Below are 14,783 nucleotides of genomic sequence, written 5' to 3' on the forward strand. Positions count from 1 at the left end.
GAGTACGCCCGGGTCGGAAACCGGGGGCACACAGATGGCGCGTGGCAAGGAGCGGGCATGGCAACGGATGCTGAGCGGCAGGCGCCTGGACATCCTTGATCCGTCGCCGCTCGACGTCGAACTCAGTGATATTGCACATGGGCTGGCCCGCGTGGCGCGCTGGAACGGCCAGACGCAGGGCGACTACCCGTTTTCCGTGGCACAGCACTCGGTGCTGGTACTGGAACTGTTCCGGGCGCTCAATCGCGAGGCGACGGTGGCCGAGCAACTCTACGCGGTGCTGCACGATGCGCCCGAATATGTGATGGGCGACCTGATCAGCCCCTTCAAGACAGTGATGGGCGGCAACTACAAGGACGTGGAGAACCGGTTGCTCGGTGCGGTGCACCTGCGGTTCTCGCTGGGCGCCATGCCGCCGGCGCAACTGGTCAAACGGATCAAGATTGCAGACCGCGAGTCGGCCTATCTCGAAGCCGTGCATCTGGCCGGGTTCGACGTAGGCGAGGCCCGCAAGTTCTTCGGCGAACCGGCCCTGCCCGCCTTCGAGCTCGACCGGTTCGAGCAGTTGATCCGGCCATGGCCGACTCGGGAAGCGCATGATCGCTTCGTGGCCGCTGTCGAGGACCTGGCAGACAACCTCCACTGAATGGTGAAGTTAACGTAAACGAGCGTTCCATTTTGACACAGTCGCCCGGATGGTTGATGAAGAGTTAAGGCTCTCATGAGTCATCCGCGGAGCGACCCCCATGGCCGACAAGACCAAGCATATCCTCATCGGTGCAGTGATCGGCACGGTGGTTTCTGTCGGATTGGCGTGGCCGAACCTGATCCCCCACGCCATCGCCGACGACCAGCCGATGAAAGTCCTGACGGCCAACAAGGCCAAGCTGATCGAGATCTTTGAAGGGCGTCCCGCAGAGTTCTTCAAGCCGGACTGGACAGTGGAAGCGAGCGTCTCGACCGACGTGCAGAGCACCCGCACGGTGCGCAAGATTTCCGCCGGCAAGACGAGTTTTGTCACCGTCGCCACGACGGCAACCGGCGTCTATTCAAGCGACGGGCTGACGTCCGAGAATGTGCGCTATCCCGGCATCCATGCCGAAGGTCAGGCTGCGGCGACCCTGGCACTGCTCGCCGGCGGCCACTGGAGCGTGGTCCAGCCGGTGGCGGCCGGATCGTTCATGCACGTCATCCGCACCGAAGCGGGCGGCAGCATCGTCACCGGCGGCGGCTCGTGCCATTTCGTCAACGGATCGATGTTCTGCTGAGCAGCCCATAGCATCGACGGACTTCACACATCGCTTCAACGATGGCGATTTGTCGTTTCCGAACGAGTCCTTCTCAGCCGAACTTCCAGCCACGCTTGAACTGATAGAAGACGTGCAGGCCGACCTTGGTCACCTTTTTCATGCGCGGCGCCCAGTGCGGGTAGACATAGGTGGCGTGGTAGTGCGTGGCGTAGCCGACCTCGGTGAGATAGAGGCTGCCGTCGACGATGCCCTTGGCGATTTCCTGCGCCTGCTTCCACGGCTTGGGTTCGTTGATCCGCTCGGGGATGCCGTCGCAGGCAAACGAGAACTGGCAGGCATTGCGCTTGGACTGGTTCTGAAAGACGACGCCGCAGATCGTCGAGGGGTAGAGCCGGTGCTTGACGCGGTTCATTACCACCTGCCCGACCGCGACCTGGCCACGATAGGCCTCGCCACGGGCCTCGAAATAGATGGCAGTGGCCAGACAACCCAGTTCCTTCTGGCTCCACTTCCTGCCGTCCCTGGAGGTGGCGGGCGCATCCAGATCGATGCCGCCCAGGCCGCCGTCGGAGGGCGCGTAGGCGAGCTGGGATTCGGGCCGACGCTTGGGGACCACCAGATCGGGCGCCATGTCGTCGATGGCGTCGAGCGCAGTAGAGCCCAGCGACACATCGACAGAGGCGACAGCCACCGGGGCCGACTTGGCCACGACGACGGTCTGGGGCAGGCGCAGCGCTGCCAGTCGCGCGCGGACGCCGGCAAAGCCACTGACATGGGTCATGACATCGACCACCGGACGCAGGCGATCCTGCTTTTCCGAACGGTTGGGACCGGCGAAGGCCTCGAACATGTGCTCGATGGAGCCGGTGATGATGAGATCTGTGCCGGACCGGGTGAGGCTGGCGAGGGGCGAAACCGAACCGGCGATATCGCCATAGGCGGGGCCGACGGCCGGAAAGGTGAGCCCGGCGTAGCCGACCAAGGCCAACACGGCCGCGCCGAAGCCCTTGAGCACGGCAAACTCGCTCCGAACCCTACGGGCTCCGGCGGACCTGAACTGAGGGGCCATCAAACTCTGTACTACCCAAAACGCAACGCAACTAAAACAACCCGGCAATTCAGATAAACTGTGACGCAAAAGCCGGACTTCGGAATAATGCGGCAGTAGGGTTATTTAGTCGTAAACGCCGGAGAAACTTCAGTTTGCGGGCGTTTGGCCGGTTAGTTTGCCGGCCGTTCAGCGGGTCGCGGCCTGGGCCAGGGCGAGGCGGGCGACAGGCACGCGGTAGGGCGAACAGGAGACGTAATCGATCGGCAGACCGGCGAAAAAGCGCAGCGATGCCGGGTCGCCGGCATGTTCGCCGCAGATGCCGATCTTGAGGTCGGGGTTGGCTGCCCGGCCCCGCTCGATGGCAATCGAAATGATCTCGCCGACGCCCCGCTGATCGAGGGTGACGAAAGGATCGAGTTCGAACACGCCCTTGCGCTGATAGGCAGCGAGGAAGGCCGGCGCATCGTCGCGCGAGATGCCGAAGGTGGTCTGCGTCAGATCGTTGGTGCCGAAGGAGAAGAAGTCGACGGCATGGGCGATGTCGCCGGCGCGCAGGCAGGCGCGCGGCAGCTCGATCATGGTGCCGAACTTGAACCGGCTGCGGGCTTCCTTTGGCAGATCCCCGGCATCGACGATCTGCATGACGCGGTCGCGCATCCACAGCACTTCGGCGGCCAGCGAGACGAATGGCACCATGACCTCGAGCGCCACCGGCTCGGACTGGCGGCGCGAGGCCTCGCGGACGCCGGCGAGCAGCGCCTGCATCTGCATTTCGAGGATTTCGGGATAGGTAATGGCGAGGCGGACGCCGCGGTGCCCGAGCATCGGGTTGACCTCGGCAATGCGATCGAGCCGCAAGCGCAGGGCGCGGCTGGCAAGACCGAGCGACTGCGCGGTTTCCTCGATGTCCTCTTCGGTGCGCGGCAGGAACTCGTGCAACGGCGGATCAAAGAGGCGCACCGTGACGGGCTTGCCGCGCATGGCGGCGAAGAGGTCGGAATAGTCGCCGGTCTGGTAGTCAACAAGGCCGGTGAGGGCGGCGGCGCGGTCGTCTTCGTCCTCGGAGAGAATCAGCCGGCGCAGCGCCACCATGCGTTCGTTGGAAAAGAACATGTGCTCGGAGCGGGCGAGGCCGATACCCTGGGCGCCAAAGCTCTGGGCGGTGCGCAGCGCCTCGACTGTCTCGGCATTGGCCCGCACCTCGATCTGGCGCGAGGCATCGGACCAGTCGAGCAGCGTGCCCATGGCGCCACCGATATGAGGCTGGGCCAGCGGCAGGGCATCGAGATAGACCGACCCATCGGTGCCATCGATGGTGATGCGGTCCCCCTGCTGGAAGACGCGGTCACCGATGCAGCAGGTCATTTCCTGCAGGTCGACCGACAGCGAGCGGACCGAGGCGACGCAGGGCTTGCCGGTGATGCGGGCAACAACGGCGGCGTGGCTGGTCATGCCGCCGCGAGCCGTCAGAATGCCGGTGGCGGCCTTCATGCCCTGGATATCGGTGGGGCCGGTCTCGGTGACGACGAGGATGCAGTGGCGGCCACGCGCCTTGAGGCGCGCGGCGTCTTCGGCAGTGAAGACGATCAGCCCGGAGGCGGCACCGGGCGAGACGCCAAGGCCGGTGGCGATGGGCTCGGCGTCGGTCGTCTTCAGACGCGGATGCAGCAACAGCGCGAGGCCGTTGGGATCCAGACCGGCGACGGCGCGCTGGCGGTCCCAGACCTTGTGCCGGACGCGATCGACGCTGGCCTCGAGCACGGCAGCCATGCTGGCCGGCAGCGGCCGGGCCGAGACCAGGCGGGTGACATCCCCCTCGACAGTGACAAGGGCGGACAGGAAAGGACCGTGCGGATCGAGCGCCTCGACGAAGGCGTCGGCGCCCTCGGGCGGCGCCTTGCCATCGACAGGCAGGGGCCCGACGACGCCGGTCTGCGGGTCGCGGGTCATGAATTGCGACAGCGTACCGGGCGACGCTGCCTGCACGATGATGATCTGGCCGGCGCGGGTGGTGGTCTTTTCCGACGTGGTCCAGCTCTCGCCATAGGAGGCGAAGGCTTCATCGATGGCGCGGGCCAGGGGCTTTTTGGGATCGACGGCGTCGGCCTCGCTGGCCGGCGGGGTGATGCCGAGACGGGCGGACATCAGGCCGGCGGAGTGCACATCGGCCGACGTCCGGACCACCAGCGCCGGCGGCTTGCCGTCGCGGGCAACGAGGCGGAACAGCGTTGCCACCCAGTGCACCAGCAGGCGGGAGTCACCGGCCTTGCGCTCGGCCTGCAGCCCGTCCCAGGCGGCACGGGTGAGGACGATGGTGGGGACGGTGGGCAGACCCGCTTCGGCCGCCAGCCAGATCCACCGCGCCTTGCCGGTGAGCAGGGACTGCTGGAACGTGCTGAGGCCCGCCTTGCCATGGGCAGGCGCGGCAGCGAACATTTCCAGGGCAAGTGACAACCCTAAGTCCCTCAAGTTATTGGAGGCATACTGCCCCACGCGCCCCATTCACCGCAACAAGGCTTGACTTGGCAGCGGCGAGAAAGCATCTGCAGTGCTATGCAAACAAGGCCGCAGCTTGACATTACGCTCTGTGCGCCGCGCGGATTCTGCGCAGGCGTCGACCGTGCCATCCAGATTGTCGAGCTCGCGCTCGAGAAATTCGGTGCCCCCGTTTATGTGCGCCACGCCATCGTGCACAACAAATATGTCGTGGATGGCCTGCGACAGAAGGGCGCCGTCTTCGTCGAGGAACTCGACGAGATCCCCGATACCGGAGCGCCGGTGGTGTTTTCGGCGCATGGCGTGCCCAAGAGCGTGCCGGCCGGCGCCAGGGCGCGAAACATGTTTTTCCTCGATGCCACCTGCCCGCTGGTGAGCAAGGTGCATATCGAGGCCAACCGGCATTTCAACCAGGGCCGCGAAATCGTGCTGATCGGACATGCCGGGCATGTTGAAGTGATCGGCACGATGGGGCAGTTGCCGCCGGGCGCCATCACGCTGGTGGAAACGGTGGCGGATGCCGAGGCATTCACGCCGCGCGACCCGGCCAATGTGGCGTTCGTGACGCAGACGACGCTGAGCGTCGACGACACCAAGGAGATTGTCGACACGCTGCGCCGCCGCTTTCCGGCGATCACGCTGCCGCACAAGGAAGACATCTGTTACGCCACGACCAACCGGCAGGAAGCGATCAAGCGCGTTGCCCCCGAGGTCGATGCCATGATCGTGGTCGGGGCGCCCGAGTCGAGCAATTCGGTGCGGCTGGTGGAAGTAGCGCTGCGCGCCGGCTGCCGCAAGGCCATGCTGGTCGAGCGGGCCGACCGGATCGACTGGAGCCAGTTCGAGGCCATCCGCACGCTCGGCATCTCGGCTGGCGCGTCGGCGCCGGAAGCGCTGGTGGACGAAGTGATCGAGGCGTTTGCACAGCGCTTTGACATCAAGGTCACGGCCAGCGGCGAACAGCGCGAAAGCATCGTCTTCAACCTGCCACGCGAATTGCGGGCGCCAACCGGACCGCAGGCAGCATGAGCGACCTCGACCTATTCGAAACCGAGAGGCTCGTCCTGTCGGGCTGGACACCCGAGCAACTGCCCGACCTGGTGCGGCTGCATGGCGACCCGGTGGTGGCACGCTATCTCAAGGCGCATGGCCAGCCGTGGTCGATGGCCGAGATGGAGACGGCGCTGGGGCACTGGATCGAGCTGTTCGAGACCCGGCAGCTGGGCAAGCTGCGGGTGCGGCGCAAGGAAGATGGCGAACTGGTCGGGCGGGCCGGGTTCGGCATCTATGGCGAGACCGGGGAGCCGGAGATCGGCTATTCCCTGTTCCCCGAGCACTGGGGCAAGGGCTACGCCTCCGAAGCAGCGAGCGGGCTGCGGGACTGGTTCTTCCGGGAAACCGACGGCGATCACTTCATCGGCCTGGCGGACGTCAACAATGCCAATTCACTCAAGGTGCTGGACCGGATCGGAATGACGCGGACCCGGGTCGGCACGACGCCCGGCGACAACCAGCTCTGCCAGTTCTTCATCTACGAAAGGCCCGTGGCGTGAGCGGCGTGACCATCCATACGGACGGCGCCTGCTCGGGCAATCCCGGTCCGGGGGGCTGGGGCGCGGTGCTGCAGTATGGCGATACCGTCAAGGAGCTGAAGGGCGGCGCCCAACTGACCACCAATAACCAGATGGAACTGACCGCGGCGATCGAGGCGCTCAACGCGCTGAAGCGGCCGTGCGAGATCGAACTCCACACCGACAGCAACTACGTCAAGGACGGGCTGACCAAGTGGATCCATGGCTGGAAGAAGAACGGCTGGCGCACGGCGGACAAGAAACCCGTCAAGAACGTGGAGTTGTGGCAGGCGCTGGACGCCGCCGTGACGCGTCACACCATCAACTGGCACTGGGTAAAAGGCCACAATGGCGACGAAATGAACGAGCGCGCCGATCAGCTGGCAAATGAGGGCATGGCACCCTACAAACCAAAGCGACCGACGGCAGAACTCCTGCCGCCGGTCTAGCAAGACATTTCGTTGCATCGGTCACTATAGAGCACCGGCAGGGCTGCGGGGGAGGAGACCGCTCCCTGCCTGTGCAGTCATCAGAAAATGCACTGGCCGTTGCATCTTCAGACCGAGGCATAGAGACCAAGACGTCTACTTCCGGTTGCTGAGGAGACATCGCAACCGCTGATCAGTTCCTGAAGAGTGCGACCAAGTTGTTAACAAGCTGTAAACGCCGGCGGGGCTTGCGCGGCGGGCCGCTTTAGGCAACATCGGCATATGCGCACGTTCCCCATCGTCGTCGCCCTGCTGACCGCCGCGGCTCCCCTGCCCGCCTTGGCGCAGTTTCCGCCGCCCGGTGTCTATTTCTGCACCACCAGCCAGGGCGCCCCGTTCGGAACGATCGATCTGTTTGCCGCCGGCGATTACCAGCTGCTGCGCGACACCGGTGGCGCAGGAACCGGCCAGATCGCTTCGGCCGGGACCAGCCTGCGGGCGCTGAGCGGCCCGCTGGCCGACATCCATGTCAAAGGCGTGTTCGTCACCGATGACAGCGGCACCACGCGCCTGACGCTGGATTCCGATGTCGGCCCGATCGATTGCGGGCCGATGGTGTAAGGGGGCGTCCCGCCGCCACTCACCCCTCATCCGGCGCTGCGCGCCACCTTCTCCCGCAAGGGGAGAAGGGGTTCCGGGATGGTGCCATATTCCCCTCTCAGCGGAGGTCAGGAAGGTGGGTGGGGTGCTTTTGAAGTGCTCTCGGCGAGCGCTGCCCTGTCCCTCACGCCGTCATCCTCGGGCTTGACCCGAGGACCTATGCTGCCTTGGCGCGGACCGAGAAATGGATCCTCGGATCAAGTCCGAGGATGACGGTGGCTGGGGTGGGTTCGGTGGCATGCCGAACGGTCGGAGTGATCGCGCTCGCTGCGGCACTCCCCCCTCATCCGGCGCCGCGCGCCACCTTCTCCCGCAAGGGCGGATGAGGGGTCCTAGCCTGCCACCTTCGAGAAATCGGCGACGAGGCGCATGGTGTCGCGGAGGCGCGATAGCAGCGTCAGGCGGTTGGCGCGGATGGCGGGATCGGCGTCGTTGACCATGACCGCCTCGAAAAACGCATCGACCGGGGCGCGGAGCGTTGCCAGGGCGCTGATGGCGCCCTTGTAGTCGTTGCCGGCCACCTTGGCGCCGACCGTCGCGTCGGCAGAGGCGAGCGCCGTGGCAAGGGCCTGTTCCTCGGCCAGAGAGAGCAATTGCGGATCGACCGAGCCGGCAAAGCTCCGGCCGTCCTTCTTCTCCTCGGCGGCGAGGATGTTGGCGGCGCGACGGTAGCCGGCGAGCAGGTTCTGGCCATCGGGCGAACCGAGCAGCGCCGACAGGGCCTCGACGCGCTGGGTGATTTCGAGGATGTCGTCGCTCTCGGGTGTGATCACGGCATCGACGAGGTCATGGCGGGCACCGGCGTCGCGGAGCGTCACCTTCAGGCGGTCATGGAAGAAAGCGAGCAGGTCGGGCTCGACCTGCAGCGGGAACTTCAGATTGTTGTCGGTCACGATGCGGATGACACCCAGCGCCGCGCGGCGGAGGGCGAAGGGATCGCGCGAGCCGGTGGGCTTTTCGTCGATCGACCAGAAACCGGTGAGGAGATCGAGCTTGTCGGCCAGGGCGACGGCAATGGCGACCGGCTCGGCGGGCACCAGATCGGTGGGGCCGAGAGGTTTGTAGTGATCGGCAATGGCGTTGGCGATGGACTGCGGCTCGTTCTGGGCCAGCGCATAATAGCGGCCCATCAGGCCCTGCAGTTCGGGGAACTCGCCGACCATGCCGGTGGTCAGATCGGCCTTGGCCAGCATGGCGGCGCGCCTGGCCTGCTCCGCATTGGCGCCGACCAGCGGGGCGATGTCGCCGGCCAGCTTGACCAGCCGCTCGACGCGCTGGAACTGGGTGCCCAGCTTGGCGTGGAACACCGATTCCTCAAGCTTGGGCAGGCCGTGCTCGAGCGGCAGCGCCAGATCATGGTTGTAGAAGAACTCGGCATCGGACAGCCGGGCGCGGATGACGCGCTCGTTGCCGGCGATGATCGTGGCGCCGCCGTCGCTGGCGATATTGTTGGACGTGATGATGAAATTGGGCGCCAGCTTGCCCGAGGCATCGCGCAGGCAGAAGCACTTCTGGTTGGCGCGGATGGTGGCGATGATCACCTCCTCCGGCACGGCGAGGAATTTCGGGTCGAACGATCCCATCATGACGACCGGCCATTCGACGAGGCCGGCGACCTCCTCGAGCAGGCCATCGTCATGGATGACGGAGAGGCCCTGGGCAAAGGCGAGGTGATCGGCGTCGGTCTTGATGATCTCCTTGCGGCGATCGATGTCGAGGACGACCTTGGCCCTTTCCAGTGCCTGGATGTAGTCGTCGAAGCGCTTCACCCGGATGGCGTCGGGCGACAGGAAGCGGTGGCCGAAGGTGGTCTGGCCGGAGGCCACCAGGTTGGACTCGAACGGGATGACCACCGGTTCGTCGTTCTCGGTGCCGAAGGTGGCGGTGATGGCGCGGAGCGGGCGCACCCAGTTGAGCCCGCCATTGCCCCACTGCATGGATTTCGGCCACTGGAAGCCGGTGATGATGCCGGGCAGGATGCCGGCGAGAATGCTCTCGGCTCCGGCGCCGTGCTTTTCGATGTGGGCGACGTAGAATTCGCCCTTCTTGGGATCGGATTCGATCTTGACCTGGTCGATGGAGGTCAGGCCTGCAGCCTTGAGGAAGCCGTCGATGGCCTGCTGCGGCGAGCCGACACGCGGCCCCTTGCGCTCTTCGCGGGTATCGGGCGAGCGGGCCGGCAGACCGGTGACGGTCAGTGCCAGGCGGCGCGGCGTGACGAAGGCCTTGGCGCCCTCGTAGACGAGACCGGCATCGACCAGCGCGTTGGTCACGGCCTTCTTGAGCTCCTCGGCAGCGCGGCGCTGCATGCGCGCGGGGATTTCTTCAGAGAAGAGTTCGAGGAGAAGTTCGGGCATTTCGGCTCTACCGCGCGATTTTCAAGGGGCGCGGTGAGTTAGCATGCGGGGGTTTGAGTTGTCACCCTCGGGCGAAGCTACCAGCCGCCACCGCCGCCACCGCCGCCGCCGCCGCCCGAGGACCCGCCGCCGGACGAGCCCGACGAAGACGACGAGGCGGGCTGGGCCGAAATCATGGCCGCAGCCATGCCGGAGGTTGCGGCGGCGACGGTCTTGCCGAAGCCGTTGCCCGAACTCCAGTCGGTGCCGGAATACCAGCCCGGGTGATAGGTGCCGCGGACATCGCTGACGGCGTGGCGGGAGAGTTCGCCCTCGAAGTGCTCAGACCAGGGCTTTTCGACGCCGAGGGCGATGGCAAAGGGCAGGATGGATTCAAAGCGCGACACCGTCATCGGCGGCGCCCCGGCAAAGTTCAGCCGGTTCTTCTCGGCGGTCTCGAGATACATCTTGAAGCCATCGATCTGGTCCATGACCTTGCGGCCCTGCACGGTGGGCGCGCGCATCAGGACGGCGAAGACGACATTGACCAGGACAATCGACCCGGCCGCCAGCAGGCTGGTATCGATGCGGATGTCGGTGAGGACACCGAACAGAGCGCCGAACAAGTTGCTGCCAAAGATGGCCAGCCAGCCGAGCAGGATGATCTTGCCCACAATGCTGCCGGCCCAGAATTTCGGGATCACCGAGACGAACACACCGATGGCAATGCCGCCGATGAAGGCAAAGATCAGGAACACCGGCTCGAGAATGCCGAACACCACGAGGCCGATCAGCAGCAGCGCCGACAGGGCGATGCCGCCAAAGATATAGAGGCCGTTATTGTTGAAGTAGCGGGCGCGATTTTCGCCCTGCAGGGCACTGATGAACTCGGCGCGTTTGCCGTTGATGGCTGCGCCGGTGCTGGTGTTGACCGTCAGTTCGCCCTTGCCGGCAATGTACTTGTAGACGATGGCCTCGCCGGCGGGCAGGTCGGCGGCCTGCTTACCGGTGACCTTCAGCTTGAGCTTCTTGCCGGTGTTGTCGATGGTGACGAGCCCTTTGACGCCAAGATCGAAAATGGCAGCGGTAAAGGCCGTCCAGCCCGAGTTCTGCCAGCCCATGCGATGGACAAAGTGCATCAGCGCCGGCGAAAAGCCCTTGGGCGGATGGAAGAGCGGGATGATGGTCCCCTTGGCCGGGTCGCGGCCCACGGCGTTCCATGCCAGCAGGTTGTAGAGCAGCACCAGCAACACGGCGAGAGCCGGAAAGACCACATCGCGGTGGTCCGACAGCCAGTTGGCGCCGGCAGCAAGACCTTCGGGCTGGGTCAGGATGCCTTTCTGAAAGGCCGCTGCCACGGTGACGCCTTCGCCGGAGCGGAGCGGACGGGTCAGCGTGAACGTCGCGCTGTTGGCGGCAGTCTGCTCGATGGCGAGGGCCCGCTCAGTGGAACCCGGGGCTCCGGTATAGCCGGCAAGGCTGGAAATCTGGGCACCGGGCGGCAGGCTGATCGTGGTCACCGATTGCTCGATGGGGAAGTCCCAGTAGTTGCCGGTGGCATTCCAGTAGAGCTCGTCATAGCCCTCGAAAAACCGGCCCATGCGGCTCATGGTGTAGCGGATTTCGTAGGTGTGGACGCCGTAGTCGAGAAAGACGTCGGCGTCGCCGATGCGGATGCGCTTGATCGAGGTGCTGAGGTTCTCGATCTCGTAGGGCTCGGTACGGCCGTCGCGCTTGACCGAAATGACCTTGAGGTCGGAGCGCAGGCGGGAGTTGTCCTCGTTGACGAGAGTGATCGGGATATCGCGATAGATGCCGCGACGGATCTGGTTGCCCTCGGCGTTGACGGCGATGGTCTCGATGACGTCCACAGTGCCGTCGACTCGCAGGGTGACGTCGGTGTTGAACGACCGGATGGTCTCGGCGGCAAGGGCCGGGAGCGCCAGCGCCAGCAGCAGGGCAAGGGCCGCAGTGGCCCGTGTCAGAAACCGTGCCAATATCGCCATGTCGGTCGCTCCCCCCTGCCCGATCAGAACTTGACGTTCGGAACCGCGCGATCGGCAGCGTTCTCGAGCTCGAAATATTCGGCCTTCTCGAACCGGAACATGTTGGCGACAATGACCGAGGGGAAGCTCTCGACGGCCGTGTTCAGGTTGCGGACGGTGCCGTTGTAGTAGCGGCGGGACAGCTGCAACTCGTCCTCGACGGTCTGCAGCGCCTGCTGGAACTCGAGGAAGGTGGTATTGGCCTTGAGGTCAGGATAGGCCTCGGCGATGGCCAGCAGCCTGCCCAGCGCGCCCGAGAGTGCGCCTTCCACCTTGGCGCGATCCTCCGGCGAAGCGCTGGCGGCTGCAGTGGCATCGGCGCGGGCCTTGACCACGGCCTCGAGCGTCTCGCGCTCGTGGCCCATATAGCCTTTGACGGTTTCGAGGAGGTTGGGAATGAGATCGGTGCGGCGCTTGAGCTGCACATCGATGCCGGACCAGCCCTCCTGGGTGAGCTGCCGGTTCTTGACCAGGTCGTTGTAAAGATAAACGGCGTATCCGAGTACGGCGACGACGATCGCGAGAATGATCAGTCCAGTCATCTTGCCCTCCTGAGCTGATGGGTCCGCGTGGCGGCACACGAACTTTTGGCAGGTTGCCCCGGGAAGGGCAATTGCCGCAGTCCGGCTGAATGGAGGATGAATGGGACCGGGGCACCGGAAGAGTGCCCTCAAACTTACCAGAACCTGTTTCTGGTTGATCGGTTTATATTTACTGCATTTCAGTTATTTCGTCTGTCTCCCACAGGAGCTTGCCGGCCAGGTAAGCTATGAGGAAGGATAAGGCAGCCGCGTCAGGCTTTCGCCCTGAGGCAGACGCCCGCCGATATCGGCGAAGATCGGGGTAACTGGCCTAGAGCGGGCGCAATGCCCCCTGTGCGGACTACTCCGCGCCGCCGCCGGCTGTCTGCAACCACGCGGCGCCACATTCCTTGGCGAGGTCGCGGATGCGGAGAATGTAGCTCTGGCGCTCGGTGACGGAGATGACGCCGCGGGCGTCGAGCAGATTGAAATTGTGGCTGGCCTTGACGACCTGCTCGTAGGCCGGGACGGCCATGGTCTGGCGGTTGCCCTCGGCACCCTTTTTCAGGATGGCCTTGCACTCGTTCTCGGCATCGGCGAAGTGGCGGAAGAGGATTTCGGTGTCGGCGGCCTCGAAATTGTACTTCGAGAATTCCTGCTCGTTCTGCAGGAATACGTCGCCATAGGTGACCTTCTCGTCGCCCTCGCGGCCGTTGAAGTTGAGATCGTAGACGTTTTCGACACCCTGCACATACATGGCGAGGCGCTCGAGCCCGTAGGTGATCTCCCCGGGGACAGGCTTGGTCTCGAAGCCGGCGACCTGCTGGAAATAGGTGAACTGGCTGACTTCCATGCCGTCGCACCAGCATTCCCAGCCGAGGCCCCAGGCGCCCAGCGTCGGGCTCTCCCAGTCGTCCTCGACAAAGCGGATATCATGCAGTTTGGCGTCGAGGCCGATCTCGGCGAGGCTGTCGAGGTAGAGCTGCTGGATGTTGTCGGGTGACGGCTTGAGGATCACCTGGAACTGGTAATAGTGCTGCAGGCGGTTGGGATTTTCGCCGTAACGGCCATCCTTGGGGCGGCGCGACGGCTGCACATAGGCCGCCTTCCAGGGCTTGGGGCCGAGGGCGCGCAGGGTGGTGGCGGTATGGAAGGTGCCGGCGCCCATCTGCATGTCGTAGGGCTGCAGAATGACGCAACCCTGATCCGCCCAGAAGCGCTGGAGCGTCAGGATCAGACCCTGGAAGGAATTCTTCGGGTCCATGTGGGCGGGACGGTCGGACATTATTTCTCACCGGCTGGAAGTGCGGCGCGAACCTAGTGGCAGCAGGCGAACGGGTCAATCGGCCGTGGCGGCTATTGGCGATCCCGCTCCTCGGGCTGCCGGAACTTGCCATCCTTGTCGCGGGTCAGGGTAACGACATCGGGACGCGCGCGTTCGGCGACGTCGCGCTTGTGCTTTGCCTTGTCGACGGCCTTGAAGGCGTTTTTCCAGTCGCGCCAGATGCGGCGGGCGCCGAACCAGATCAACAGGACGATGACGACAAAGAGCAGGATGCGGAACAGGAAGATGGTCATGTCAGAGCCCTATGCGAGCCCAGACGGCCCGATCCTCGAGGACGGCAGTGGCGTCGCTGGCCAGTGAAAAGCCTAACGGCGGCAGGGAGATGAAGCTGCGCTTGGGCTCGATCAGCTTGAGCTGGATGTGCTTGCCGAAGCGGTCGCGGAGAACCTGGCGGAGGTCGCCGAGGGCGTCCACCAGCCCGAGCTGCAGCCCCCGGACGCCGCTCCAGAATTCACCGGTGAACACATCATCGTCGGCGGCAGTGATCTTGCCGGCCCGCCGCGCCTTGACCCAGTCGATGAACACCTCGTGGATGTCCAGCTCGAGCGTCTTGATGCGTTCGATGTCCTCGGGCTTTTCCGGCAGGAAGGGATCGAGGGTTGACTTGTTGCGGCCGGCGGTATGAACGCGGCGCTCGACGCCGAGCTTGTCGAGAGCGCCGACAAAGCCGAAACCGGCCATGATGACGCCGATGGAGCCGACGATGGAGGACGGGTCGGCAATGATCTCGTCGCCAGCGGTGGCGATGAAATAGCCGCCGGACGCCGCAGCATCCTCGACGAAGACGAGCACCGGCTTGCTGTTTTCATCAGCGAGGTCGCGGATGCGCTTGGCGATCAGGCGGGACTGCACCGGCGAGCCGCCCGGCGAGTTGACGATGATGGCGACGGCGGGGGCGGACTTCATGGCAAAGGCACGCTTGAGCAGCGGCCCGACATTGGCAATGTTGAGACGCCCGGCGCGCTGGTCGGCGGCGATAACGCCCTGCAGGCGGACCACCGGAATGACCGGCCCGCCCTTTCCGAACAGGCGGCTGATCATGCTGACAAGTCTGTTGGCCATAAAGTCCCCTTGCGGCGT

The 14,783-nt window shown here is 64.9% G+C and carries 14 protein-coding genes; 6 read left to right on the forward strand and 8 right to left on the reverse strand.

The window, feature by feature from the left end:
- The first annotated feature begins 34 nt into the window (after nt 1–34).
- Both AC0L4C_RS19050 and AC0L4C_RS19055 read left to right on the forward strand, forming a co-directional pair.
- Nucleotides 35–646 (forward strand): HD domain-containing protein, encoded by a 612-nt coding sequence (locus AC0L4C_RS19050; protein ID WP_473401320.1) that lies wholly within the window; start codon nt 35–37, stop codon nt 644–646.
- A gap of 100 nt (nt 647–746) precedes the next feature.
- Complete coding sequence (locus AC0L4C_RS19055) at nt 747–1,268, forward strand: hypothetical protein (RefSeq protein WP_473401321.1); 522 nt, start codon at nt 747–749, stop codon at nt 1,266–1,268.
- Between the two features lie 73 nt (nt 1,269–1,341).
- On the opposite strand, the gene AC0L4C_RS19060 is transcribed toward AC0L4C_RS19055, so the two are convergent.
- Together AC0L4C_RS19060 and AC0L4C_RS19065 are read right to left on the reverse strand one after the other, a co-directional pair.
- Nucleotides 1,342–2,265, reverse strand: coding sequence for a cell wall hydrolase (locus AC0L4C_RS19060; RefSeq protein WP_473401322.1), 924 nt, complete (start codon nt 2,263–2,265; stop codon nt 1,342–1,344).
- A 222-nt stretch (nt 2,266–2,487) separates the two neighbouring features.
- Nucleotides 2,488–4,755 carry a putative PEP-binding protein gene (locus AC0L4C_RS19065; protein ID WP_473401323.1) on the reverse strand — a complete coding sequence of 756 codons (2,268 nt, stop codon included), beginning with the start codon at nt 4,753–4,755 and terminating at the stop codon, nt 2,488–2,490.
- 99 nt (nt 4,756–4,854) lie between these two features.
- Here AC0L4C_RS19065 and ispH point away from each other — a divergent pair, with 99 nt between their 5' ends.
- From ispH to AC0L4C_RS19085, 4 genes are all read left to right on the forward strand, one after another.
- Nucleotides 4,855–5,826 carry a 4-hydroxy-3-methylbut-2-enyl diphosphate reductase gene (ispH, locus tag AC0L4C_RS19070; protein ID WP_473401324.1) on the forward strand — a complete coding sequence of 324 codons (972 nt, stop codon included), beginning with the start codon at nt 4,855–4,857 and terminating at the stop codon, nt 5,824–5,826.
- Complete coding sequence (locus AC0L4C_RS19075) at nt 5,823–6,350, forward strand: GNAT family N-acetyltransferase (RefSeq protein ID WP_473401325.1); 528 nt, start codon at nt 5,823–5,825, stop codon at nt 6,348–6,350. Before ispH ends, AC0L4C_RS19075 begins: the two co-directional genes overlap by 4 nt.
- Nucleotides 6,347–6,817, forward strand: a complete 471-nt coding sequence (rnhA, locus tag AC0L4C_RS19080) for a ribonuclease HI (protein WP_473401326.1) — start codon at nt 6,347–6,349, stop codon at nt 6,815–6,817. The genes AC0L4C_RS19075 and rnhA overlap by 4 nt, the downstream gene beginning before the upstream one ends.
- A gap of 261 nt (nt 6,818–7,078) precedes the next feature.
- Entirely contained in the window at nt 7,079–7,417 is a 339-nt protein-coding gene (locus AC0L4C_RS19085) for a hypothetical protein (protein WP_473401327.1), read from the forward strand.
- A 371-nt stretch (nt 7,418–7,788) separates the two neighbouring features.
- On the opposite strand, the gene glyS is transcribed toward AC0L4C_RS19085, so the two are convergent.
- From glyS to AC0L4C_RS19115, 6 genes are all read right to left on the reverse strand, one after another.
- Nucleotides 7,789–9,813: a glycine--tRNA ligase subunit beta gene (glyS, locus tag AC0L4C_RS19090; RefSeq protein WP_473401328.1), complete on the reverse strand. Its 2,025-nt coding sequence runs from the start codon at nt 9,811–9,813 to the stop codon at nt 7,789–7,791.
- Nucleotides 9,814–9,890: 77 nt separating this feature from the next.
- A complete protein-coding gene (locus AC0L4C_RS19095; protein ID WP_473401329.1) occupies nt 9,891–11,798 on the reverse strand; it encodes a DUF2207 domain-containing protein in 1,908 nt (635 codons plus the stop codon).
- Nucleotides 11,799–11,821: 23 nt separating this feature from the next.
- Entirely contained in the window at nt 11,822–12,379 is a 558-nt protein-coding gene (locus AC0L4C_RS19100) for a LemA family protein (RefSeq protein ID WP_473401330.1), read from the reverse strand.
- A 340-nt stretch (nt 12,380–12,719) separates the two neighbouring features.
- On the reverse strand, nt 12,720–13,622 hold the full coding sequence (locus AC0L4C_RS19105; RefSeq protein WP_473403558.1) for a glycine--tRNA ligase subunit alpha: 903 nt from the start codon (nt 13,620–13,622) through the stop codon (nt 12,720–12,722).
- A gap of 92 nt (nt 13,623–13,714) precedes the next feature.
- Nucleotides 13,715–13,936 carry a hypothetical protein gene (locus AC0L4C_RS19110; RefSeq protein WP_473401331.1) on the reverse strand — a complete coding sequence of 74 codons (222 nt, stop codon included), beginning with the start codon at nt 13,934–13,936 and terminating at the stop codon, nt 13,715–13,717.
- Nucleotide 13,937: 1 nt separating this feature from the next.
- Complete coding sequence (locus tag AC0L4C_RS19115) at nt 13,938–14,765, reverse strand: S49 family peptidase (RefSeq protein ID WP_473401332.1); 828 nt, start codon at nt 14,763–14,765, stop codon at nt 13,938–13,940.
- Nucleotides 14,766–14,783 lie beyond the last annotated feature (18 nt).

The sequence above is a fragment of the Devosia sp. J20-27 genome, from assembly GCF_055808595.1.

Excerpts from the sequence above, each read along its gene's own strand:
- AC0L4C_RS19050 (WP_473401320.1), top strand. The coding sequence starts at position 35 with ATGGCGCGTGGCAAGGAGCGGGCATGGCAACGGATGCTGAGCGGCAGG.
- AC0L4C_RS19055 (WP_473401321.1), top strand. The coding sequence starts at position 747 with ATGGCCGACAAGACCAAGCATATCCTCATCGGTGCAGTGATCGGCACG.
- ispH (WP_473401324.1), top strand. The coding sequence starts at position 4,855 with ATGCAAACAAGGCCGCAGCTTGACATTACGCTCTGTGCGCCGCGCGGA.
- AC0L4C_RS19075 (WP_473401325.1), top strand. The coding sequence starts at position 5,823 with ATGAGCGACCTCGACCTATTCGAAACCGAGAGGCTCGTCCTGTCGGGC.
- AC0L4C_RS19085 (WP_473401327.1), top strand. The coding sequence starts at position 7,079 with ATGCGCACGTTCCCCATCGTCGTCGCCCTGCTGACCGCCGCGGCTCCC.
- glyS (WP_473401328.1), bottom strand. The coding sequence starts at position 9,813 with ATGCCCGAACTTCTCCTCGAACTCTTCTCTGAAGAAATCCCCGCGCGC.
- AC0L4C_RS19095 (WP_473401329.1), bottom strand. The coding sequence starts at position 11,798 with ATGGCGATATTGGCACGGTTTCTGACACGGGCCACTGCGGCCCTTGCC.
- AC0L4C_RS19100 (WP_473401330.1), bottom strand. The coding sequence starts at position 12,379 with ATGACTGGACTGATCATTCTCGCGATCGTCGTCGCCGTACTCGGATAC.
- AC0L4C_RS19105 (WP_473403558.1), bottom strand. The coding sequence starts at position 13,622 with ATGGACCCGAAGAATTCCTTCCAGGGTCTGATCCTGACGCTCCAGCGC.
- AC0L4C_RS19110 (WP_473401331.1), bottom strand. The coding sequence starts at position 13,936 with ATGACCATCTTCCTGTTCCGCATCCTGCTCTTTGTCGTCATCGTCCTG.
- AC0L4C_RS19115 (WP_473401332.1), bottom strand. The coding sequence starts at position 14,765 with ATGGCCAACAGACTTGTCAGCATGATCAGCCGCCTGTTCGGAAAGGGC.